Annotated in this window: 19 protein-coding genes and 1 pseudogene; 8 read left to right on the plus strand and 12 right to left on the minus strand. The window is 58.2% G+C overall.

What is annotated here, in order from left to right; translation table 11 throughout:
- Positions 1-55: 55 nt before the first annotated feature.
- From OCA5_RS17815 to OCA5_RS17835, 5 genes are all read left to right on the plus strand, one after another.
- Positions 56-1,210, plus strand: a complete 1,155-nt coding sequence (locus tag OCA5_RS17815) for an OpgC family protein (RefSeq protein WP_012564748.1) — start codon at positions 56-58, stop codon at positions 1,208-1,210.
- 148 nt (positions 1,211-1,358) lie between these two features.
- The gene (locus OCA5_RS17820; RefSeq protein ID WP_012564747.1) at positions 1,359-3,230 is read left to right on the plus strand and encodes a multicopper oxidase domain-containing protein; all 1,872 of its coding nucleotides are present in this window, start codon (positions 1,359-1,361) and stop codon (positions 3,228-3,230) included.
- 30 nt (positions 3,231-3,260) lie between these two features.
- Positions 3,261-3,626: a copper homeostasis periplasmic binding protein CopC gene (gene copC / locus OCA5_RS17825; RefSeq protein ID WP_013913443.1), complete on the plus strand. Its 366-nt coding sequence runs from the start codon at positions 3,261-3,263 to the stop codon at positions 3,624-3,626.
- Positions 3,626-4,561 (plus strand): copper homeostasis membrane protein CopD, encoded by a 936-nt coding sequence (gene copD / locus OCA5_RS17830; protein WP_013913444.1) that lies wholly within the window; start codon positions 3,626-3,628, stop codon positions 4,559-4,561. The genes copC and copD overlap by 1 nt, the downstream gene beginning before the upstream one ends.
- A gap of 49 nt (positions 4,562-4,610) precedes the next feature.
- The gene (locus OCA5_RS17835) at positions 4,611-5,084 is read left to right on the plus strand and encodes a DUF411 domain-containing protein (RefSeq protein WP_013913445.1); all 474 of its coding nucleotides are present in this window, start codon (positions 4,611-4,613) and stop codon (positions 5,082-5,084) included.
- A 31-nt stretch (positions 5,085-5,115) separates the two neighbouring features.
- On the opposite strand, the gene OCA5_RS17840 is transcribed toward OCA5_RS17835, so the two are convergent.
- The gene (locus OCA5_RS17840; RefSeq protein WP_013913446.1) at positions 5,116-6,261 is read right to left on the minus strand and encodes an acyltransferase family protein; all 1,146 of its coding nucleotides are present in this window, start codon (positions 6,259-6,261) and stop codon (positions 5,116-5,118) included.
- A 433-nt stretch (positions 6,262-6,694) separates the two neighbouring features.
- Between OCA5_RS17840 and OCA5_RS19565 the strand changes: the two are divergent.
- Positions 6,695-7,118, plus strand: a pseudogene (locus tag OCA5_RS19565) (DDE-type integrase/transposase/recombinase); the annotation flags it as partial.
- A 103-nt stretch (positions 7,119-7,221) separates the two neighbouring features.
- Here the strand turns inward: OCA5_RS19565 and OCA5_RS17850 are convergent.
- From OCA5_RS17850 to OCA5_RS17895, 10 genes are all read right to left on the minus strand, one after another.
- Positions 7,222-7,665, minus strand: coding sequence for a DUF411 domain-containing protein (locus tag OCA5_RS17850; RefSeq protein ID WP_013913448.1), 444 nt, complete (start codon positions 7,663-7,665; stop codon positions 7,222-7,224).
- Positions 7,666-7,688: 23 nt separating this feature from the next.
- The gene (locus OCA5_RS17855) at positions 7,689-9,116 is read right to left on the minus strand and encodes a multicopper oxidase family protein (RefSeq protein WP_012564896.1); all 1,428 of its coding nucleotides are present in this window, start codon (positions 9,114-9,116) and stop codon (positions 7,689-7,691) included.
- Between the two features lie 118 nt (positions 9,117-9,234).
- Complete coding sequence (locus OCA5_RS17860) at positions 9,235-9,645, minus strand: copper-binding protein (RefSeq protein ID WP_013913449.1); 411 nt, start codon at positions 9,643-9,645, stop codon at positions 9,235-9,237.
- A 131-nt stretch (positions 9,646-9,776) separates the two neighbouring features.
- The gene (locus OCA5_RS17865) at positions 9,777-12,974 is read right to left on the minus strand and encodes an efflux RND transporter permease subunit (protein WP_013913450.1); all 3,198 of its coding nucleotides are present in this window, start codon (positions 12,972-12,974) and stop codon (positions 9,777-9,779) included.
- Positions 12,971-14,488: an efflux RND transporter periplasmic adaptor subunit gene (locus tag OCA5_RS17870; protein WP_012564894.1), complete on the minus strand. Its 1,518-nt coding sequence runs from the start codon at positions 14,486-14,488 to the stop codon at positions 12,971-12,973. Before OCA5_RS17870 ends, OCA5_RS17865 begins: the two co-directional genes overlap by 4 nt.
- Positions 14,489-15,005: 517 nt before the next feature.
- The gene (locus tag OCA5_RS17875; protein WP_013913451.1) at positions 15,006-15,287 is read right to left on the minus strand and encodes a hypothetical protein; all 282 of its coding nucleotides are present in this window, start codon (positions 15,285-15,287) and stop codon (positions 15,006-15,008) included.
- Between the two features lie 563 nt (positions 15,288-15,850).
- Positions 15,851-16,492 (minus strand): NrsF family protein, encoded by a 642-nt coding sequence (locus OCA5_RS17880; RefSeq protein WP_012564892.1) that lies wholly within the window; start codon positions 16,490-16,492, stop codon positions 15,851-15,853.
- Entirely contained in the window at positions 16,489-17,043 is a 555-nt protein-coding gene (locus OCA5_RS17885; protein ID WP_013913453.1) for a sigma-70 family RNA polymerase sigma factor, read from the minus strand. Before OCA5_RS17885 ends, OCA5_RS17880 begins: the two co-directional genes overlap by 4 nt.
- A 1,475-nt stretch (positions 17,044-18,518) precedes the next feature.
- The gene (locus tag OCA5_RS17890; protein ID WP_244396114.1) at positions 18,519-19,802 is read right to left on the minus strand and encodes a porin; all 1,284 of its coding nucleotides are present in this window, start codon (positions 19,800-19,802) and stop codon (positions 18,519-18,521) included.
- 75 nt (positions 19,803-19,877) lie between these two features.
- Entirely contained in the window at positions 19,878-20,255 is a 378-nt protein-coding gene (locus OCA5_RS17895) for an SPW repeat protein (protein WP_013913454.1), read from the minus strand.
- A gap of 659 nt (positions 20,256-20,914) precedes the next feature.
- Between OCA5_RS17895 and OCA5_RS17905 the strand changes: the two genes are divergently transcribed.
- A complete protein-coding gene (locus tag OCA5_RS17905; protein WP_013913456.1) occupies positions 20,915-21,211 on the plus strand; it encodes a DUF2933 domain-containing protein in 297 nt (98 codons plus the stop codon).
- Between the two features lie 86 nt (positions 21,212-21,297).
- On the opposite strand, the gene OCA5_RS17910 is transcribed toward OCA5_RS17905, so the two are convergent.
- Positions 21,298-22,539: an OpgC domain-containing protein gene (locus tag OCA5_RS17910; protein WP_012564888.1), complete on the minus strand. Its 1,242-nt coding sequence runs from the start codon at positions 22,537-22,539 to the stop codon at positions 21,298-21,300.
- Positions 22,540-22,810: 271 nt separating this feature from the next.
- Here OCA5_RS17910 and OCA5_RS17915 point away from each other — a divergent pair, with 271 nt between their 5' ends.
- Positions 22,811-23,281, plus strand: a complete 471-nt coding sequence (locus OCA5_RS17915; RefSeq protein ID WP_013913457.1) for a c-type cytochrome — start codon at positions 22,811-22,813, stop codon at positions 23,279-23,281.
- The last annotated feature ends 27 nt before the right edge of the window (positions 23,282-23,308 follow it).

Raw genomic sequence — 23,308 nt, forward strand, 5'->3', positions numbered from 1 at the left:
GGATGATCGTTCAATGCAAATCCACCCGCCCGTGCTGACGGTAACGGAGAGAGCAATGGCAAAGGAAACATCACCCGCCAGGCGCGACCTCCGGCTTGATTTTTTCCGCGGCCTGGCGAACTGGGCGATCTTCCTGGACCACATCCCGAACAATGCGGTCGCCTGGGTGACCACGCGAAACTACGGATTCAGCGATGCCGCGGACGTTTTCGTGTTTATTTCCGGTTACACCGCCGCGTTCATCTACGCACGCAAGATGGTCGCACAGGGATATCTCGCGGGGACGGCCCTGCTGATCCGCCGGGTCTGGCAACTTTATGTGGCGCATATTCTGTTGTTCGTGTTCTACGCCGTAGCCATCGGGTACGTGGCGCAAAACTACGGACATTCTCACCTCCTGGACGAGTTCAACGTTGCCGGACTGATCGAACAACCGGTGGCAACGCTCGCGCAAGGGCTCCTTCTCAAGTTCAAGCCGCTCAATCTGGATGTCCTGCCCTTGTACATCGTGCTGATGGCGGGTTTTGCCCCGTTTCTAATCCTGATGATGAGAGCTCCGGATGCGGCGCTGGCCGCGTCGATCATGGTCTACGTGCTGGCGCGTCATTTTGGCTCGAATTTCCCTGCACATCCGTCCGGCGGGTGGTATTTCAATCCGCTGGCATGGCAGCTTCTGTTCACGATGGGGGCATGGGCGGCGTTGGGAGGCGCCGCCCGGGCACAGGCGTTGGCCCGGTCCCGAACGGTCCTGATTGCGAGCGTGGCATTCGTGGTTTTCGCATTCGTCGTAACGATCGGTGCTCGCTTTGGTCTATCGACCGCATTGTCGCCCGTGTTCGATGTTCTCAGTGAGAAAACCAATCTTGCACCCTACAGGATCGTTCATTTTCTGGCGCTTGCTGTGTTCGTTGTTCACCTCGTTCCGCGAGACTGGAAAGGTCTCGATTCAAAACTGGCTCGTCCAGTCATCGTTTGCGGTCAGAGATCGCTGGAGGTGTTCTGCATAGGGATTTTCCTGTCGTTCGTTGGGCATTTCATTCTGGAGATGTATTCAGACCGCCTGATCACCCAGATCGGGGTGAGCGTTGGCGGCGTGGTGCTGATGACGGCCGTCGCGCTCTATCGGACATGGTCCCGCACGCTTGATGCCCGCGCCCCCAAGGCATCGGTCACGCCCGTCGCAATCGGGTCGAAAGGGGAGAATGAATGACGAACCGACGGACTATCGCGTTTTTCGGCGTCGGCGCCGTTGTCGGGAAGAACGATGCGACGTCTCAGTCGTTTAAAGGGCAACCGGTAATAAGCCTGCGATCGATGCGGATTAGTATGCACGGCGACCGGGCTTGAACGAGGTCTTCATGATTGCCCTTCCTTATGACTACTTCCTGATCGTCTGGTTCGTGCTCGCGACTGCCTCCACGGCTTACGTTGCGTTCGACCAATTCAACGGGAATCCCGAACCAACAGTGATGAAATGGGGATTCATCCTCGTCACGCTTTATATGGGGCCGTTCGGTCTGCTGCTCTACGTGCTGGCGGACAAGGAGCCGCGTCCCGGTGAGCACGAGCAATTCACGTCGCCGCTGTGGAAGCAGGGGATCGGAAGTACCATCCATTGCGTCGCCGGCGACGCCACGGGGATCATCCTCGCGGCGGCGGTGACGGCGCTCATGGGCCTTCCGATGTGGATCGACCTGATCGTGGAGTATGTTGCCGGATTCTCGTTCGGTCTGTTCATCTTCCAGTCTTTGTTTATGAAGAAGATGATGGGCGGAACGTATTGGGAGAACGTGCGCAAGAGTTTCATGCCCGAATTCATCAGCATGAACGCCATGATGGCGGGCATGGCGCCGACGATGAGCTTTCTGATGATGGGCCGCGACATGCGCGCCATGGACCCGCTCGAATTGGTCTTCTGGGGCGTGATGTCGCTCGGCGTCATGGTCGGGTTTGCAACGGCATACCCCTTCAACGTCTGGATGGTGAAGAAGAAGATCAAGCACGGCCTAATGACCGAGCGGACCGGAGGCAAGGCCGCCGGGGCCTCGCAATCGCATCAGCATGGACACGGTGATACGGGACATCATGGCGGCGGAATCCAGCGTGGGAGCGATCACCGGATGGGCGGCGAGGCCACCGTCCCGCAGTTGGTCGCGTTGGCCGGGGTGACTTCGTTTCTTCTGATCTCCGGAATGGTGGTGCCGGGATTTTCGGTGAACTTGAGTCTGAGCGCCCGCGACGTCGACGGTGCCATCATGCCTCCGGGCATGATCAACACTTTCGATCTTCCGGGAGAGGCCATGAAGGACATGGCGGCGGTCAAGCCGAGACAGGTCCTCTACAAAGCGCCGCCCGATGCAAGGGGCGATCGTGTGCTCGAACCGCGCATCGAAGACGGGGTCAAGGTATTCGATATCGAAGCTTCCATCATCCAATGGAACATTCTGCCAGACGTCGCGGTCGAGGCTTATGCCTACAATCGCCAGGTGCCCGGACCGCGACTTCAAATGACCGAGGGTGATCACGTCCGCATCAACTTCCATAACGCGCTTCCGGAAACCACGACCGTTCATTGGCACGGGCTGATCCTTCCGAACGAAATGGACGGCCCGGCGAAAATCACCCAGAAGCCGGTGCCGCCAGGCGGATCGTACACTTACGAATTCACCGTCGGGCAGAGCGGTACGTATTTCTATCACAGCCACGACCATCCGGATCGCCAGCAGGCGCTTGGACTCTACGGTGCGCTGTTGATCGCGCCCAAGGATCCCGGCGCGGAAGTCAAGGCCGACTTCGACTATACGATCCAGCTGCAGGAATGGTTGAAACGCGAGTGGCTGACCTATCCGGCCATGCTGATGGAGGGAGCCTTGCCCAACTACTTCACCATCAACGGCAAGGCATATCCGTCCACCGACACCGTCGCCATGAAGGTCGGCCAGACGATCAAACTGCGATTCATCGGCACCAACAACAATTTCGTGCACCCGATGCATGTCCATGGTGGGCCTTTCGAAGTCGTGGCCGTCGATGGCGTGACGTTGAACCAAAGCGCTCGGTATCAGGCGGACACCGTCAACCTCGGTCCGGGCCAGCGTTACGACGTCGTCTGGACCGCCCGCAAGCCGGGAAAATGGCTGGTGCATTGCCACATCCCGCATCACACGGCGAACAACAATGTCGAGCAGCAGGGCGGCGGAGGCCTAATGCTCGTCCTCGACGTGAAATGAGCTTCCGCTTCACCGCAAACAGGAAAACAAATGTCCAAGACTTCAACGATCGTCATTGCATTGACCGCAGCAATCTTTTCAAGCGGAGCAGCCCTCGCTCATCCGCAACTCAAGACCTCCGAACCTGCCGCAGGCGCGGCGACGTCTTCGCCCAAGCAAATCAGGATCACCTTCAATGAAGCGGTGATACCGAAATTCTCGGGAATCGAAATCAAGGACCAGGCGGGTCGGGCGATTGCGACCGGAAAGTCTTCCGTTGATCCGGCCGACAAGAAGCGATTGTTAGTTCCAGTGAAGGAGGAATTGTCTCCCGGCGAGTACAAGGTCGATTGGCACGCCGTCTCGGACGATACCCATCGCGTCAAGGGGACCTATTCGTTCAGCGTGACCCGCTGATGATCGAGTTTGGACTGATCGTCGCGCGGTTCCTGCACTATCTGGCGACAACGGCCCTCGCGGGGATATCGTTGTTTCCGCTCTATGCATACGCGGGAGCCGAACCGGACGTCTTGGGCCGCTGGCGGCAACGTTGGCTTTTCTGGACCGCCGTTGCGGTGCTGTTCAGCGGCCTATGCTGGTTTGCGTTTGCGGCCGCGAACATGAGCGGCAGCATGACCGATCTCGTCGATGCGGAGACGACGTGGGCGGTCGTCCATGACACGGATTTCGGTACCGTTTGGACGCTGCGCATGCTCCTTGCGGTCCTCACGGTTGGCGTGGCGGCATGGGGTCTCCGTTCAAAGGTGGCGGCGCATCACCAGAATTGGATGACGCCGCTCATGGCCGCAATCCTTTTAGCGTCGTTGGCCGGAACGGGTCACGCCCAGATTGAGGAAGGCTGGGTCGGCGTCATGCACGTCGTTGCCGATGCCGTACATCTTCTTGCCGCCGGAGCCTGGCTCGGCGGCCTCATTCCATTGGCATTGATCCTGCATCGCTATCTCGGAACGGACCTGAACGTCGGATCGAAGGACATCGATCGAATTCTGATCCGGTTCTCCGGCATGGGATATCTCGCGGTCGCCGCGTTGATCGGATCGGGCCTCGTCAACGGCTGGTTCCTCGTCGGATCGCTGTCCGGGTTATTGAACACGCCGTACGGCCAAATCCTTCTCGGAAAGCTTGCCCTGTTCGGTGGAATGCTCGCGCTCGCGCTCGCGAATCGGTTCTGGCTCGTTCCGTCGATGGGCAGGATTCGAGCGGATGCGGCCGAGGGATCGGCGAGGTCGTCCGCAAGGCTGCGCAATCATGTGCTTGGAGAGCAGGTCTTGGGATGGATGGTTCTCCTGGCGGTCAGCATCCTCGGCACGATGCAGCCGGCCGTCGGGTAGCGACAATGGAATCACGCAAAGGGATGATCGGCTTGGAAGGAGGCTCAAGATGAACGCTGGTAACGTATCGCGGCGGAGCGCACTCGGAATTGTCGCGGCGGCGGTGATCGCTCCAACGGTTTCCGAGGCTGATCAGACCCCCGTCATTCGTGTTCACAAGGATCCGAGTTGCGGTTGCTGCTCGAGCTGGGTGCGCCATCTGGAAGCGGCGGGATTTAACGTCACGGTTCGGGAAGAGAGAAATCTTCAGGATGTCCGGAAACGTCTCGGCGTCCCGGCCGATCTGGTGGCCTGTCATACGGCCGAGGCGGGCGGGTACGTCATTGAGGGACACGTTCCGGCGCCGGCCATTCAGCGCTTGCTGAAGGAGCGTCCCATTGCCACAGGCGTGGCGGTTCCGGGAATGCCCATGGGGTCGCCCGGCATGGAGGGTGGCACGCCCGAACGATATGCTGTCATTCTGTTCGGGCCGGACGGTCGACGTGCCTACATGGAATTCGAAGGCGTGCGCACCGTCGGGTGAAGTGGTGCGAGCTTTCAAAAACTAAGCTGAGCTACTTGTCAGTAATTGGCTGCATCGATCTTGTATGTTGTGCCATCTCATGCGTGGGTTTTGATTTCAATCGCTGACGCAGACGGTCAATGCGCGCTTCAATCAAGTTCGAGATGACTTTGCGCGCGCGAATGGCAGGCCGCTCAATTAACAGCCACGATGGAAGTGCGACAGCCACGGCCAACATAAGCGAAAGCAGTGTTAGAGACCAAATGCTGATGCTTGGTTGCACTAACATCAATGTTTGTGTGATTGGCCAGCCGAATATGTAAATGCCATAGGAAAGATCGATGCGATTGGCGAGACCGCGCAGGTGACCGGTGGGCAGCTTGCCAAGCCAGACAATTGCGTACCCTGTCGCAAAAAGGGAAACGATGCGCTCGAGAGGAGATCCAATCGTGAACCAAAATAAAACGGATACTACGGCCACGCCGAAGGAAGACAAAACGATCTGGCGCCGGAAAACGTAAAACCCGACGCCGAGAGAAAAACACAACCAGAAGCGCGCCGCCTGATCGAGTGGGGTTGTGTCGTGTCCGAAATGAACGAACAGAATTCCCCCCGCAATGATCCACGAGAGGCCGAGCAGCCAAGCAAACCGACGTTCGGTTACAAACCCAAGCCATCCAACAAATGCGAGCAACACATAGCACGCGGCTTCATACTTCAGTGTCCAGATCGACGCATTCATGACGGAAGGATGAGGGTTTTCGCCGAATACGCCGGGCAAACCTGTGGCCGCGGAACCTAGAAGCAGGGTGCTCATGCCGTATCGCCAAACACGGGTGTCCGAAAGAAATTGCGTCGGTGTGCAAGTCGTAACAATCGCTCCTACGAGGACCAGGAGCAGTGCGCAGGCCGCGAGTGCAGGAAATATTCTGAGGCCGCGCGCAACCATAAACTCAGTGATGGAGGGCGATTTGGCGAGGCTTCCGGCAACCGTTAGGCCGGACAGAACGAAAAACACATTTACGGCGTGATCACCCAGATTGAAGTAGGTGATGCTGGAAAGGATTTCGTCGGCCTTGTGACCAGAGTGTAAGAAGACTGCATGAGAAATGACCACGGCCGAGGCGGCCAGGAGACGTAGGAGGGTAAAGTTGTTCTGTTTCGGGTCAAGAATGTCTCCGACACGGGTTAGTGCCATCTTCCCACCTATTTGAGCGGCGTGATGTGCCGGATCGTTACGACATGAACTGCCGCTTCAATCATCAGCAAGGTACGCGCCAACGGTATGAATCTACGGGGACCGAGCGAGGCTAGGAGACCGGATCGGAAGCGGGTCTCCGACCTTTCTCGTCGGAAAGGCGATGACCGAGCGCCGCTGAAACCTTAACCGACAGGCATTTCTGAAAGGTTGAATTGAAGGCACGCCTGTTCAGGTAGTCATTTGCCAAATATTCACCTTTTAGGCTTTCCAGCTCCGAGCGTCGCTCTTGAACTCGTGCAATTGTCGCTACCCCCGCTTGGTGGGGTGGCCAGGATCCGTTGCGATTCGATTCCCTCCGCCGCATGCGTCAGGGTGTCGGCGTGATCGATCGACGGAGCTGCGGCGAATTCTCCATGGCAGGCCAGTCGATGAGACAAACTTCACCTACCTCAAGATCACCAGCTGGGGGTGGTACTCTCTCCTCCGTGCTGTACGAATTCTCGCGCTACATCGTGACCTGGAGGCTCAGTCCCACGATCTACGCCTCCGACATCACCTCCACGCTCGACCAGACACTCGCGGCTTCCGGTCTTGGTCGGATCACCGTCGCGCACCGGCGAGGCTTCTAAACGACAGTGAATCGAGTTACCTGGCGGACGATCTGGCTGTTGCCTCGAAGACAAAGGTATGGAGCATGTCCGCGGCGCTCCGTATCGCTATCACGAGAGCATCGACAATCTCACGTCAGCGGAGGTGTACTTCGGCAGAGCGGAGATGATCTGCGCCGAGCGTCAACGGATCAAGCGTAGCAAATCGCAAACCGTCGCTTGCAGGATCGGCCGCAGACCGCCTAAACTCTAACCCTGATGAGCCAGAGCCTTCCTTCTCGAACCCCAGATCAGTCTCAAATTATCTGACGACAGACAGTCCAGAAGTGTTGATTGTAACTCCCTTTGCTCATTCGGTTGCATAAACCGTTGGCGCCGTCCGGTCTTTGGTGATCGCATATATCGTAAACGGTCCTTTCTTCTTGCCCACCATGCCGGGAGATCCTGTCGGCATCCCCGGCAGCGTGATGCCGGCGATGGCGGGCTTTTCGGTCAGCAGTTTCCGAAGCGTCTTGACCGGTACATGTCCGTCAACGACGTAGCCATCGATGAACATGGTATGACACCCCTGCAGGTTCGCCGGCACTCCGGTTTTGAGGCTGATTTGCGCCAGGTCGTTGGTGGCCTTGACGTCGACCTCAAATCCATTGTTACGGAGGTAAGCGGCGTAGCCCTCGCAACAACTGCATTGGGGATTTTTGTACAAGGTGGCGTGGAGTGTCTCGGCATGCGCTGCGAGCGGCAACCCGACCAGCGCTACGGCAGTTGCTAGGCAGAAAGTGCGTCTGTTCATGGTCGTTCTCCTTCTTCGGTACTTCATCTCACCTGCAGGACGGACGACATTCCCGACACCTGATGATCCGTGATGTGACAATGCAGCATCCACTCGCCGGGATTGTCGGCGACAAAGGCGACGTCAACGGCGTCTTTTGGGGCGAGGAGAACGGTATCTCCCCGTTGGTTATATGGAACAGAAACGCCATTCCGGCTCAGCAGTTTGAAGCTGTAACCGTGCAGGTGCATCGGATGCCACCACGCGGTCTGGTTATGCATCGTCAACATGATGTTACTACCCCGGGGCAAGGTCAGGAGCGGGGGCATGTTGGCGTGGCCGTCCCCGGTCATGGAATGACCGTTGATGCTCCAGCTGGCATCATGAGCCATATCAGACATCCCACCCATTCCACTCATCATGCCGCCGCCCATCATCCCGCCTTGCAAGTTGATCTGATGCCGTTCGGCGCGGGTAAGATCGGGTTCTTGTAAAGGATTGCCAGGAAGCGGGGCGAAACTATCGTCGCGTATTGCGCGCGTAGGCGACGTTGCGTTGTAGTTGAGATGGGTGACCGTATAGGCGAGATCCTCGTAGAAATCGTCGCGGACGACATAACGACGTCCAGGCTCACCCTGCAAATCAAGCACGATGTCGATGCGCATCGCCGGCCCCAGCAAGACGCGGCCGTCGGCGGGCTGATGCGGTTCGCACGGCTGGCCATCGACGGCGATGATCACCGGCTGATGGCCTTCGAATCGCAGTGCCATGATGCGCGCAAGGGCACCGTTGATCAGCCGCAGGCGGATCCGCTCCCCGGCGTGGACTTGTTCGCCGTTCGAAATAGCGCCGTTGACCGTAACGGTGTTGCCGACACGACCGGACATGGCCGCCTCCATGGCGTTGCCAAATCCGGGTGCAATCTGCCCATCGGGGGTGAGCCGCCAGTCGGCAAGCATCCAGATGATATCGCGATCGACCGGATAAGGTTCCGCTTCTTCGACAATGAGGGGCCCGGCCAATCCGCGCCCGAGTTGCTGCAAGCTGTTGCTGTGTGAATGATACCAGAATGTTCCGGCGTCCGGCGGCGTGAATTCGTATGCGAAGGTCTCGCCAGGAGCGATCGGACGCTGCGTCAAGCCCGGTACGCCATCCATGTTGTTGGGAAGCCGTATGCCATGCCAATGGACCGTGGTGTCTTCCGACAGGCCGTTGCGCACGGCGATGCGAACAGGCTTTCCTTGCCGAACGCGGATTTCCGGTCCCGGAAGACTGCCATTGTAGCTCCAGACCTCTGTCCCGGGACGCCTCTCGCCAAGGATTGGTGACCGCGCAATTGCCGCGACGAGGTTGTACTCGGCGCGTGGTGTTTGCGCGCGCACCGCGCCTGGAAACATCCCGGCCGCGGCGAGGCCCGCACCCGCCTGTAAAAGCGTTCGTCGATCGACCATTGAGTGGCAGAGTGAAGACATGCACATCGGCTTTTCATCAGTGCGGACGTCCCGCGTGGTGGTGAAGGAGGTGCCTTGTTAAGCACCTCCCGCTTGGCAGCGGCCAGGTCGCAATCCGTCCCGACCGCAGCCGAATCCGTCAGTGCGCCGGCATGATCGACTGGACAGTATAGGTGCCGCCGGAGCCGCTCAGGGTGAAATTGACCTTGTCGCCCGTCTTCACCTTCGCGAGGTCGACGGACGGTGCAACGGCGAACTCCATCTTCATGGCTGGCCAGTTGATGGCGGGAATCGGACCGTGATCGAAGGTGATTTTGTGGTCCGCGGCGTTGAGCGCCGTGACCGTGCCGGTGGCGGTCGCGGTCTTTACCTCCTTCGTACCGCTCATCGGCGACATCTTCTGCATGTTCTTCATGCTATTCATGTCCGACATGCCCGTGCCTCCCTGAGCGAACGCGGCGCCGGCCTGCAGCGTCAGTGCCGCGCCGAGCAGCGTGGCAGCGAGAACTCCGGCACGCTGGGCCCGGCGATGGTTATCGACGAAGTACATAGATATTCTCCTGTTTGGTTTGATGATTGTTGAGCGCAGGGTTCGGAGCGAATGAACCGTATCCACTAGGATAGTCCTGGCGCCTATTGCCGCCGTTTCCGGCGCACAATGCTTGTGAATATGCTTCGCCGTCACGATACGTTCTCCGCACGATGCAGGTCGAGCGTTGGCGTCAAACCGCGATGCCCGCCGCTTTTCCCTTCGCCGTCCCACGGCGAGGCGGGCAACCCGAACCCCTTGACGACCGCAAAGATGGCGGGAATGACCACCAGGGTCAGCACGGTCGACGAAACCATGCCGCCGATCATCGGTACGGCAATTCGCTGCATGACCTCCGAGCCGGTCCCCGTGCTCCAGAGAATCGGCACCAGGCCTGCCATGATTGCGACGACGGTCATCATCTTGGGCCGCACCCGGTCCACCGCGCCGAGCATGATCGCGTCGTAAAGATCGGCGCGCGTGAATGGTTCCCCAGTGGCCGCGCCTTCCGCCTTCAATTCGGCCATGGCCTGTTCGAGGTAGATCAGCATGACGACGCCGGTCTCGGCCGCGACGCCGGCCAGCGCGATGAAGCCGACGGCGACCGCGACCGACATGTTGAATCCCAGCCACCACATCAACCAGATGCCGCCGACCAGCGAGAACGGCAACGACAGCATCACGATCAGGGTTTCGGTCAGCTTTCGGAAATTCAGGTAAAGCAGCAGAAAGATGATCAGCAACGTCACCGGCACGACGATCTTGAGCCGCGCTTCGGCGCGTTGCAGGTACTCGAACTGTCCGCTCCAAGACACGTAATATCCCGGCGGGAACTTGACTTTTTCCGCGACCGCCTGCTGCGCCTCGGCGACGTAGCCGCCCAGATCGCGACCGGTAATGTCGACGTAGATATAAACTGCGAGTTGGCCGTTCTCGGTACGGATCGACGTGGCGCCGCGGGTCAATTTCACGTTGGCGACCTGGCCGAGCGGGACGCTCCCGCCCGACGCCAGCGGCACCTGGACATCGGTGCTGATCGTCTGCGGGTTGGAGCGCAACGCGCGGGGGTACCGGATATTGACGGAATAACGTTCCCGGCCTTCGACCGTCGTGGTAACGGTTTCGCCGCCGAGTGCCGTCGAGATCACGTCCTGGACATCGCTGATCGTCAATCCATAGCGTCCAAGCGCTATCCGATCAGGGATGATCTCCAAATAGTATCCGCCGATCACGCGCTCGGCGTAAGCGCTCGAGGTACCGGGCACCGATCTGACCACCCCTTCGACTTCGCGGGCAATCTTCTCCATTTCCGCAAGATCCTTGCCGAAAATCTTGATCCCGACGGGCGTGCGGATGCCGGTCGACAGCATGTCGATGCGGGCGCGGATCGGCATCGTCCAGGCGTTCGAGACCCCCGGAAACTGCAGCGCCTTGTCCATCTCGGCCTTGAGGCTGTCGATCGTGACGCCGGGCCGCCATTCCGACTTCGGTTTTAGATTGATGATGGTCTCGAACATTTCGGTTGGCGCCGGATCGGTGGCGGTCGAGGCACGGCCCGCTTTGCCATAGACCGATGCAACTTCGGGAAACGACTTGATGATGCGATCCTGGGTCTGCAACAGCTCAGCAGCCTTGGTGATGGACAGCCCGGGCAGCGTCGTCGGCATGTACATCAAGGTGCCTTCATTGAGGTTCGGCATGAACTCGCTGCCGAGTTGGCGGGCGGGCCAGACCGTGATCGCAAGCGCAACCAGCGCAAGCATGATCGTCAATGTCTTGGCGTTGAGAACCCACCGGATTACCGGTCGATACACCCAGATCAGGAACCGATTCACCGGATTCTTGTGCTCCGGGATGATCCGTCCGCGGACGAAGACGACCATCAAGGCAGGCACCAATGTGATCGAGAGCAGGGCGGCCGCGGCCATCGAAAATGTCTTGGTGTAGGCCAGCGGCCCGAACATGCGTCCTTCCTGCGCCTCCAGGGTAAAGATCGGCAGGAACGAGACGGTGATCACCAGCAAACTGAAGAACAGCGCTGGCCCGACCTCGCTCGCCGCATCAATGAGGATTTGAGTCCGCGGCGTTCCCGGCTCCGCGCGCTCCAGGTGCTTGTGCGCATTTTCGATCATAACGATCGCCGCGTCGATCATGGCGCCGACCGCGATGGCGATGCCGCCGAGGCTCATAATGTTGGCGCCGAGCCCCATGAATTTCATGGCGGCGAAGGCCATCAGAATACCAACGGGAAGCATCAGGATGGCGACGAGGGCGCTGCGCAGGTGAAGCAGGAAGACAAAGCAAACCAACGCAACGATGATGCTCTCTTCAAGCAGGGTCCCCTTGAGCGTCTCAATGGCCGCCTTGATCAGTTCGGAGCGATCATAAACCGTGACGATCTCGACACCTTTGGGTAGACTCGATGCGATCTCGGAAAGACGCGCCTTGACGTTGTCGATGACGGTGAGGGCGTTGGCGCCAAATCGCTGCAGCGCAATGCCGCTGACGACCTCGCCGTCGCCGTTGAGTTCGGTGATTCCGCGCCGCTCGTCCGGTCCGAGTTCGACGCGCGCGACGTCCCGCAATCGAAGCGGAGCCCCCGCGTCGGTCTTCAATACGATGTTCTCGATGTCCTCGATGCCCCTGAGATAGCCGCGGCCGCGGACGACGAATTCAAACTCGGACAGCTCCACGGTGCGCCCGCCGACATCCATGTTGCTGGCCCGGACGGCGCTGCGAAGCTTGTCCAGGGAAATGCCCTGGGCGCGCAATTTCTGCGGATCGACGACGATGTTGTATTGCTTGACGAAGCCGCCGACGCTGGCCACTTCCGCGACGCCTTCGGCTTTGGAGATGCCGTACCGAACGATCCAGTCCTGGACCGACCGTAGTTCGGCGAGGGTCATGTTCTTGGCCACGACGGCGTATTGGTAGACCCATCCGACGCCCGTTGCGTCGGGCCCAAGGGTTGGGGCCACGCCCGTGGGGAGCCGGCGCGCTGCCGTGTTGAGATATTCCAGCACGCGCGAGCGTGCCCAGTAGGGATCGGTGCCGTCCTCGAAGATGACGTAGACGAAGGATACGCCGAAGAACGAGAAGCCGCGCACCACCTTCGATTTCGGAACCGTCAGCATCGCCGTAGTCAACGGATAGGTCACTTGATCCTCGACGACCTGCGGCGCTTGCCCCGGATATTCGGTGTAGACGATGACCTGCACGTCGGAGAGATCAGGGATGGCGTCGAGCGGCAGGGTGCGCAATGCATAAATGCCCGCCGTCACCGCGAATACCGTTCCGATTAGGACGAGCATAAGATTCCGCGCCGACCATGCGATCAGGCGGGCGATCATTTCGCTGTCTCCCCACCTGTGAACGCCTGTAGAGCCGATTTCAGGTTGCTTTCGGCATCGATCAGGAAGTTGGCGGCAACGACGACGCGATCGCCTTCGCCGACGCCCTCGCGGATTTCAGTATAATCCTCCCCGCGCGTGCCGACCTTGACTTCACGCGGCTCGAAACGGCCTTCGCCCTTGTCGATGAAAACGATCTGTCGCGCCCCGGTATCGATCACCGCGCCGTTAGGTACCGCGACCACGGGCTTTTCCGCGCCCGACGCGATTTCGACGTTGGCGAACATGTCGGGAAGAAGTGCGCCGTCCGGATTGGGAAGTTCGATACGCACCTTGGTGGTACGCGTTTCGGTGTTGACCTGGGGATAGATCAAGGCGACGGATCCCTTGAACTCCCGACCCGAGAGGCTCCGGACCTTAATCGTCGCAGCAGCTCCGATCTTCACCGCGTCGATATCCTGTTCGGCGACGTCGGCGATCACCCAGATCACGGAGGTGTCGGCCAACCGAAACAACACGTCGCCCGGCATCGCCCGCATGCCCTCGATCGCCGTTCGCTCCAGAATCACGCCGTCGCGGGGGGCCGTCCAGGTTATGGTTAGTGGCACCGTTTTGGTGCGATCGATCTCGGCGATCACGTCGGCGGGCACCGCCAGGTTTTCAAGCCGCCGCCGCGCGCCCTCAATGAGTAGTTTGCGCCCGGCAAGGTTGGCCGTTCCACCGCCGTCGCCGATGATGGACAGATACTGGGCACCTGCCGCTGCCACGTCCGGCGAATAAAGCCTCAGCAATGGCTGCCCCTTAGTGACGTGATCCCCTGTCGTGACGTTCTCGACGCTTTCGATGAACGATTGCGCCCGCAACGAGATGACAGCCACACGCCGTTCGTCGAGCTTGACCGTTCCGGGCGCGCGAATGGGTCGCGTCACGGTGCGAAGCGTGGCTGGCGCGGAGCGCACGCCGGTGCGCTGCAATTTGCCGGGGGAAATCTGGATCGTGGATGCATCGTCGTTGCCTTCGTAGACGGCGATATAGTCCATCCCCATCGAGTCCTTCTTCGGGACGGGAGAGGTGTCGGGAAGGCCCATCGGGTTACGATAGAAGAGAATACGTTTGGTTCCGGGATCTGCATGCGTCGGCGCAGCCGCTTTCGCAGGATCGTCGAAGCTCAGGTCTTCGCTCGCGTGTACAGCGACATACGCACGCCCTTCGGGCGTCGTCTTTGGGTCCGCTGAGTAACGCGGTTTGCCATCGGGATCGCGGTAATAAATCACCGGACCGGTGGCTGTGGACTCGACTGGCTGGACACCGAGGGCCGCTGCGAAACGGAGTGGCACCCAATCGGGCAGCGCCTGACTGGTGTGGCCGAGCCGATAGCCGATTCCCAGTGTCGCCGCGAGCGCGCTTGTCAGAAGCGCAATGAGCACGATCCGTTTCACGGTTGTTCTCTTGGCCGGGGCGCGCCGTTTCGCATAGCTATCGTCGAACGGGCGGTCATCTGTCAACTTGTCCATCAGCAATTTGCCCCTTGCGTTACCGTAACGAAAGAACGCAATTGAAACTGGGCGCTGCTTTTTGGCAGAAACGACGTGGATCCGAAAAGCGATTGCAAACTACCTCCGGCCTCCGGCGGAGCGAGTAACGGCAGCCGTTCTAAGCGCATGTTAAGATGAGAGGAACCTACCGTAGAGGTGTGATCCCTTATGGTCGCCGTTTGCATGGTCACCCAATTGATCCTCAGTTCGCGACAAAGACGTTGTCCCGGCGTGCGCCCGCCCGCCGGGTGAAGACCGGATTTGCAAGCGGAACCCCCGGTTAATTCGCACAAGACGCTCGACCGGTTACAAGCTCACGCCGACGTGAAAGGTCCACTTAGTGAGCGCTCGGTGCCGCGAAAAACAGTGGGGTGCCGCAGCGCTTTCGGCCAAGCCGAGTACATGCAGTTTACGACCCGGAAGCGGTCGAGTTCCTGGACCGCCTTCCGAATGAGCGAAGTCTGCCGGTTCGCGTTATGACCGCGCCGTGGCCGTTTCACCCGCGCCGGTCTTGCTGCTTCGGCGAGTCTTGCTTGTCATGGTGATCGTTGCTGGCCTTCATCATCTGATTGCAGCTTTCCATCATCTGCTGCATTTGGCTGATCATGTTCTTCATACCCATCATTCCCTGCATGCCTTGTGAGCCGTTGCCCATCATGGGTTGATTAGTTTCCGCCGGCGTCTTCGTCGCAGCCGGCGCGTCTTCCGCTCGGACCGCTGATGCAAGCGCAAGGAAACCGACGACCAATGCGAGTGAGGTGAGCGTTGTCTTTTTCATTTCTGGTGCCTTTCTGAAGGGATGACTTTTGTGTCAGGGGTTTCGATCTTCCATGCGGGCTCTCGCGAAGTGTTTCGGTGCCTCGCTGCGATCGCATCCGGCGCTATTCTCGCGAGAACATAAGTGAAGCGCGCACATCGCCAGACAGGGGAGAGCAGGTAGCAGAAGCGGCAAAGCGCCTGATGCGGTGAGCCACTTCCAGTTGAGCGCGGCTCCAGCGAATAACGTCAACGCAGCCAACATCAGCCATAACGTGCGGCCACGAACCCGTGTGCCGGTCGCCCAGCGTCGCACGTCTTGCCGACCGGAAACGGGCGTCAACAGAGCCATTGTTGTCTTCTCCCCGGTCCGCTCATAAATCCTGCCAACCCCTGATATCGTGTCGCTCACTCCAAGGTGTGGTGAGTGACATCAGTTAGTTCGCAAAACAGGCGCGTTCGGTTACAAGCTCACGATCTCGTGAGACTTGAGCGGATCGGGTGTCAAAGCAGACTCTGGAAAGACTGCAGGAGCGGTCGTCTTGGCCGAGACGGCTCGGGGGATTGCAGAAAAGCGTTCCGCGCCTACCAGCGCAGCAGTCGGGGTCCAAGCGCGGCGCCGGCGATTGTACATAAAACGATCGTTCCACCGTACCAGAGCGCAACAAAAGGAAGCAGGTCATCCATGCAATGCAAAGCGTAGGCCGTCGCGCTTACGCCGCCCGCGACGAGACCCGCCAGCGCGCCGGTGCGCAGTAAGTCCGTGGGCGCAGCGAGGCGGACTGCCCACATGATCGCAACGAACGGCAAGATGGCGACCGTTGGAATGGCAATCAGACACTCGAGCCAATAACTGCCAAACACCATGGTCTCCCAATGCGACCGCGGTGCCGCGGCCAGGTTGATTGCAGCAACAACCATCGCTGCAAGAAACGGCAGGACCGTGAGGGCAAACCGCGCCCGAAACTCGCCACCAGGCCGGATGTATTTGACAAGATAATGTGAGGCCAGGATCACGACCGACAAGCTGAAGGCGAGTTTCGCGAACACGAAATTCTGGGCGTGTATCTCATTAAGGTCGGTACGAACGCCAAGAACAAAAACGACCGCTAACAGGGATACCGCGGCCCCAACCAAAATGGCAATCCGGACGTTCCGGACAACCTCCCGTGTGTCGACCGGATCAACCTGCGAGCTAAGCATGGAAATCAATTCGTTGGTCTTCACGCTTTTGTCTCCCGTGCAATCGAAGCGGCGAGGATTTTAAGCCCGCGGTGCACATTAACTTTGACGGCGGATTTCGATATTCCGCAACGATCAGCTGCTTCGGCTACGCTTAAGCCGTCGAGCTTCACGTATTGGACCGAAAGTCGCATTCTTTCCGGAAGCCTTTCAAGGAGCCTGGTAAGATCGAACTGGCTTTCGGTGGCGACGCTGTCGTCAGATGCCAAAATATTTTCGGCGTTTTCCAGAGGGACGCTCGCCGTCGACGCCCGGGTGCGCCGCAAATGATCGATAAGCTTGTAGCGTGCAATGGCATACAGCCACGGCGTTAGCGGCTGCTCAGGGTCGTAGGTATGACGCTGCGTGTGGATGACAATTAAGGCCTCCTGCATGAGATCCTCAGCTTCTTCGGCCGTGCGTCCGGCTCGTACGAGCTTGCTCTTGTAATAGCTTCGCAAGTATCCGCTCAACACCGTCAGCAACGATCGATGTGCGATAGAATCTCCCAGGAGACTGGCCGCCATCAGTTCCTTGAGGTCAGACTCCTTTGTCATCTCTCCCTCTTTGGATTCGTATGAGAGAGCCACGGGGTTACACGCTCACGAGATCGTGAACCGCATGCATTGGATGAGGGACAGCGCCGCTGGCTTGTCCCTCGATCATCGTCATTCGCGGGATGCTGGCCAAGTCGGGACAATTGGAGATCCCTCCACCGATCATGCCGTTCCGAATTTCGCAAATTCAGCCGAGAATATGGCTCGTGTTTAACTGCGCATTGAATGCATCTAAAACCGTCTCTCTCCAACCAGAAGGATTCCAACGCGCTACAATCGGGCTGCGAGGGGTTGAAACACTTCCGTCCTGCATCCGTAGGGCAAATCTCGTAACTATCCAGAGGCATGGGTTGTGGTCCTGAGTTAAGGCCAATCAGACGCGACGCCTCGGCGTGTGGCGTTTGCCACGGGAAGCCAACGACGTGCTCGCGTAGGAGCGCTTTAGATCAGGACTGGTATTTCGGAGGAAATGGGTCCGGCGCGGACCAATAATCGTCAATCCCCAAAACAAAACGGGGATATTCAATCGCGAAGGGGACGAACTGCAAATCAATAGACGAAATTGGTAGCACGGCCTGCGTCGTGGCGCATGATAACTGGCAGACAGATGCTGCCTTGTTCGTCGGGGCACAATCGTCACAGCAATTGTGCGTCGGCGACGGCCATACCGAGGCTATCGATTGAGCGACCGCGGATGGTACTCCCGGACCATGTATTGCAATGGTCAAAACAACGGCTGCCGCCAGCAGCCGCCTGACCCATTGAGAGGTGCATTTTCTGATCACGATAGCCGCACGGTATCGTTTTCTTACCGCTTTGCAATAAGGCTACCGATGTGCAGCACAAATGACCAGCCCACACAGGGGTCAGCTGCGGGACGGCCCGGCGGGAGAGTCCAACAGCACTCACATCGCCGTGATTTGTAACCAACAGGGCCTCCTTTCCGAACTCATTTCTGTGTGCGGTCCATTCAGGATCGGACCACCGAGATATCCGGGAGGTAAAAATGCGCAAATCGAGCTTGGTTGCAGTACTATCGTTGGTGCTGGTCGCGTCCGCATCGCCAAGCTTTGCGCGCGTGACCGGGACGGAGACCCGTCCGGGTCCCCACAAAACCATGACCGCGGAGCGAATGGCACCTGCGGTGCCCCGCACCGATCGGGCCGTTGCTCCACGTCCGCGCCCGAAAACTTGCAACTATCGCGGAGGACCCAAAACGGGCATCTGGTCGTGCGAATAATCTTGCAGGACTCACAGGGCAACGCCACTCGCAGCACGAGCAGGCTGCCTGACTGTTCCGGGAGCAGCGATCGATCGGTCCGATCCCAGACGAAGAGACCCGCGCCCTTCTTTGAGAATGTGCGACACTGCCGCGCGGGGGATCAAACCAATGCGATGGGGTCATCGCACTCGGGTCTTAACGATCGAGAGCCCGATCCAACATCCGCTCTTTCGCGCAACGCCTCGGGCCGCAATCATCTGATTTTGAACGGGATGATGATGTCGCCGCCGAACGTGAATTGCGAACGCTTCGTTCCGGCGCCGAATGGCGTCGTTCCGTTCAGCGAGGTATCGTAACGAATTTCGGGCCTGACAACCAGGCCGTCGAGTTCTTTGGGTACGGGGGGCTTGATCGCAAGTCCGACCGTCAGCGCACCGTACGTCATCGCTCCGCCGCTGATCGCTGTGCCCAACGGGTTGCCGTGCTCGATTCTGACGAAATCCAGGTTGCCGGGGAAAGCGGCAACGAAGAAACCATTGTTGTCTCGCCAGACCTCTCCGCGGCCAGTGATCTTGAGCCAGTCGTTGAGAGCATAGGTGACGTATTGTGCCACACCGCCGCCTGTCGCGTTGAAGCCATCATCACGAATGTAGTTGAGGTCGGTCGTCAGGGTAAGCTTGTCGGTTGCCTTCCAGACGATCGTCACATCATTGAGATAACGCAGAGCGCTATTCGGATTGACACCGGCAAGCACGACCGACGAGACATTGGGATTTTCCGGGCCGATATGGGTCGTTGCCAAAACGGTCAGTGCACCATCCAACAAATTCAGACCGATACCGCCGTGGAACGCCGCGGCCGCGTTGTTGTCGCCACTATTGAAGTTATCGAACCTATTGCCGAAGGTCGTATTCACGCCGGTGTCGATGCCAGCATAAACGTCAAGGATTGGGCTCACATGTGTGGTCGTCATCACTCCGGTGTGCTTGAAAGGAATGCCGAAATTAAAGATGTAGGAATGCGAGTAGAGTGCATTATCCGGCGCGTAAATAACTTCGGCGCCTTCCAGGGTGACGTATTGTCCGACCTTGACATCCACGCCGCCCGACGTGAGCCACGGCAAATGAAACAGAGCGTGCGCTTCGACGATGTCAAACTGATTGCGGCCGCTGATTGACTGATCCAATTCTCCCAGAAAATGCGTGTACCGCGCATCCGAGCCGTACATCGCCTGGAACTTGAAGCCGAAATCATATCCGGTTGCTTTGGGATCAAGCGGGCGCTGAACCGTTAGCAACGCCTGGTTCATCAACAGGGAATTGGCTTTATCGGTGAAGAGGTGGCCAAAATTGATGCCGCCGGAAGGCCCCTCGTTGAAGGTGGTCCCCGCTTGCACATGGCCGGTTATCGTGACGGTATCCCACCAGGACGGCAACGCAGGCGCGGGATTGCGCGCTTTAATCGTCAAATCTGCAGCCGTCGCGCCGCCGACTGATAAAATCAAAACGACCAGTCCGAGCAGCACACCCTTCCGCATTGTAGCCCCCCAGCGCGACGTCAACCTATAATTTCCGTCTCACATTCGAATTCGTCAAAATCGTATCACGCCCTTTCACGCGGGGCTGTGACGCAGCACCCAGAGTTCGACCGCAGCAATGGTTGCGATGACGATCCCCACCACGAGATGCACCTGCATCGCCATGGTATCGTCGTTGAAGCTGAGGACCCAGGGGCACACTGCCAACCATGAGCCGATCGTCAGATTGATCCATTCTTCCGACTCGAAAAACGCAGGAATTGAAACCGAGTCGAGAAGGTCGGCAAGCGAAAAGATCGCGACTGTGATGATAGTGGCCCCTGCCATCCAGGATGTATGCCATCCGAGGGGCGATCTGAATCCAAGTAACCAAGGTGACAGAAACAGGAACCCGCCCAATGCGAGGTTGATAGCGTCGACGAAAGCTTCCGTTTTCCAGTTTCGCTTGAACATGGCGACCTCACTTCATGAAGGCCACACAACGCAACTTACAATAATAGTATAGTCCCGTTCGCTTGGAATGTTCCAGCGATTTCCGACTTGTGACTTCGGGGGTTGCGGGGCGTTGGCTGTGTGATCCTCACGAGGTCCGGACGCCGCCGCGGCCTCAGAGGGCTTGCCTCATGCCAGCGAGATGGCGGTGGGTCAGCAGAAATCCCGCGGGGAATTATATTTTGTGTAACCGGGCGGGTGTTTCTTCCGAATTGCATAGAAGAACAGCAAATGTATCGCGCAGGATATCGACGCGCGATAAAACGGCCAAAACGGCCCCTCAAAGGCCAGCTGCGGCTCGCGCTGTTAGAGGCTGCCGCCAGAGGCGGCGAGTGCCTCTATTCCGCCATCCGTCTGTTGCGGGCACCTGAGTATCGACCATGGAGGCCGGCCGATGCATGCAAACATAATCTGACTGGCGAAGAGTTTGATCATCCGCACTTCCTCATTTCGAGCCAGGAGCGAATACGCGATGGCGATGATAGGAAAAGCCGCGAGCGAGAATATTGTCGGCAATCGATCGCCAGAATTCTACAATCCAATAGCGGTTGAAGCCAGATTAGCTCCCTTGACCCGTCGATCGCTGGAAGGACTATCTGTTTATAGAAGGAGTTGAAGCAATGGAATCGAATAAGAATCTGACGAACGCGACCTCGGACTCTCCGGTGGTTGGCAGTGAGCGCGGCTGGCTCAGTGGATGGGGCGGCCTTGCGGCCTGCGTAGTCGCCTTCGGCGGTGCCATCCTTATGCTCGGTGGTACGCAGAGCTTTGGAAAGTTACTGCCTCTGCTATTCTTGCTGCCGTGTGCAATCATGATGTTCATGTGCATGAAAAATATGGATGGCAATCAGAATGACGCGGGCAGTTCGAATATCAAAACTAGTATTCACAAAACCGGTTCTGACGACGGACGTTGACCCTGAGGCTCAGGAAAGAAATTTGCCGGGTAGTAGATTGTGGCTGTCGGTCCGGAGAGAAGGCGGCGTGTCACGTACCACCGTTCTTATCTTTCGTAAGAGAAGCCGGGTCGCTCCGTCCAAGCCTGATTTTTGAACGGCATTTCAGCATCATCGCTGTTAGTGGTGTTGATCACATCGCTCCGAGCGTGCCGCGAGAAGACAAGTGATCGTGGCTTATCGAACGTCTTAGACCAAGAAGCGAAGTATGCAATTGCCGTCATCAGCGAAAGTCCAGCTACGCTAACGAGGATTTGTGCCCACACGGTCCGCGAGCCTGACTCCAATACGAAATGGGCCAAGAATGACAGGATAATTCCTGAACAGAAGACGTGGAGAGACTGTTCTCCGCATTTGATCAGAGGTTGAAGAATACGGCATTGCAAGCCGCTCCAGTTCACGCGCAGAAGCCGTGTCGCGAACAGTGCAATGAACGCAAAATGGATCACGCGGTAAGGGGCTAGATCGGTTTTGTCATTTGGATTGAATGCGTCAAAGAGCCATTTTGGGAATTCATTCGCCAGATTCGGGATATGACCAGCCATCGTCATCGCGAATGAAAACAGCAGATAGACGACTCCAATATACAGAAGACTTGGTGAGCTAATGAGATGGCGAAACCGCTTTGCGCCGCTCACAGCAAACCATGCGCCAAGGATGAATAGCAACTGCCACGTAAAGGGATTAAAATACCATGCTCCTCTGGGGTAGGCGGACAAATTCCAGCCGAAATGTCGCGCAGCGAGGTAGATGCACAATGATCCCAACATCGTAGCATCAGGCAACCGCAGCATGAGCCACATAATTGACGGCATAATTGTCAAAAGGACAATGTAGAGGGGGAGCACGTCCATGTTGAGGGGCTTGAAACGGAGGAGCAAGCCCTGGGTAAGGAGGTCGAAGGGGTTGGCCAGCAAACCGGCAATATTGAATTCATTTATCAGATCAGGATTATCGTAACTCTGTGCGATATGGCCGATCACGGCCACATACAACACAAACAAGAAAATATGCGCGACGTAAAGCTGCCAGACGCGCTTCATCAACCAGGACGTTCCCGCAACAAAGCCGCGGCGAAGCATAATATTCGCGCAAACCAGCGATGTCATGTATCCTGATATAAAAATGAAAAGCTCGGCCGCATCACTGAAGCCATAGTTTCTGATCGTGATCCACGCGACAACGTTGTTTGGAATATGGTCAAGAAAGATTGCCCAGTTGGCGATGCCACGAAAAAGATCAAGACGATGATCGCGGCCGCTGATTGGAAGAGTGGCATTGGCAGGCATGGGTATCGTTTTTCCTTTTCCGACCGCTTGCGTGCGGTAGCCCTGTTCGCGCTCGAAGGATTATTCGAAGAGGCGGAGCGCGCTTGGAGCACGCGACGTGGGACTCGGACGCACTCACCCGCTATGAAGATTGCCTTCACGATTGTCACGCGACGCAGTCTGCTTGGTAATCGTCACAAGGGAGTTCGAAGAGACCGCTTTGTTGGTTACAAGTTCACGCTGATGTGAGCGGCCGGGCGACCTCGCAGCGATAAATGATGGTGATAGTTTGATGTCGTCCGGAATTGTCACGAATGACGGGACACTCGATCAGCGGGTAACCGATCCGCGGCATCGCGTACCAGGTAATGAAATGCCGTTCGACAGCATCAAGGATGCCGGTACTCACGCAGACCTGCTGGCGTTCTTCAGACTGACTACTAAGCCCGGAGCTACATCCGAACGGACCGCTCAGACCCAGATGAAGGCTATGATGGGTGGGAGCGGTCGCGGTCCGAATCTGAAAGTCTGGAGCCTGCCGGACAGGTCAAATCACTGTCGCGATACCTATCCCGCCACTGCCGACGGCAGGACGCGTGCGTTTTGGGCACGCAACCTCCGCTTCATGACGGGCACAAGCAAGGACGGACCGGAGGAGGATGCGCCCGCGATCATGCCTGCGGGAATGATGGGTGATTGTGTCGCGGCGATCTTCGCCGAGCCGGGACGGACAAGCTTATCGAGCAGCATTGCGAGAGGGTGAGGTCGGTCGGGCCCCCGTCGATGCCCA

The sequence above is a fragment of the Afipia carboxidovorans OM5 genome (assembly GCF_000218565.1).
Classification (GTDB): domain Bacteria; phylum Pseudomonadota; class Alphaproteobacteria; order Rhizobiales; family Xanthobacteraceae; genus Afipia; species Afipia carboxidovorans.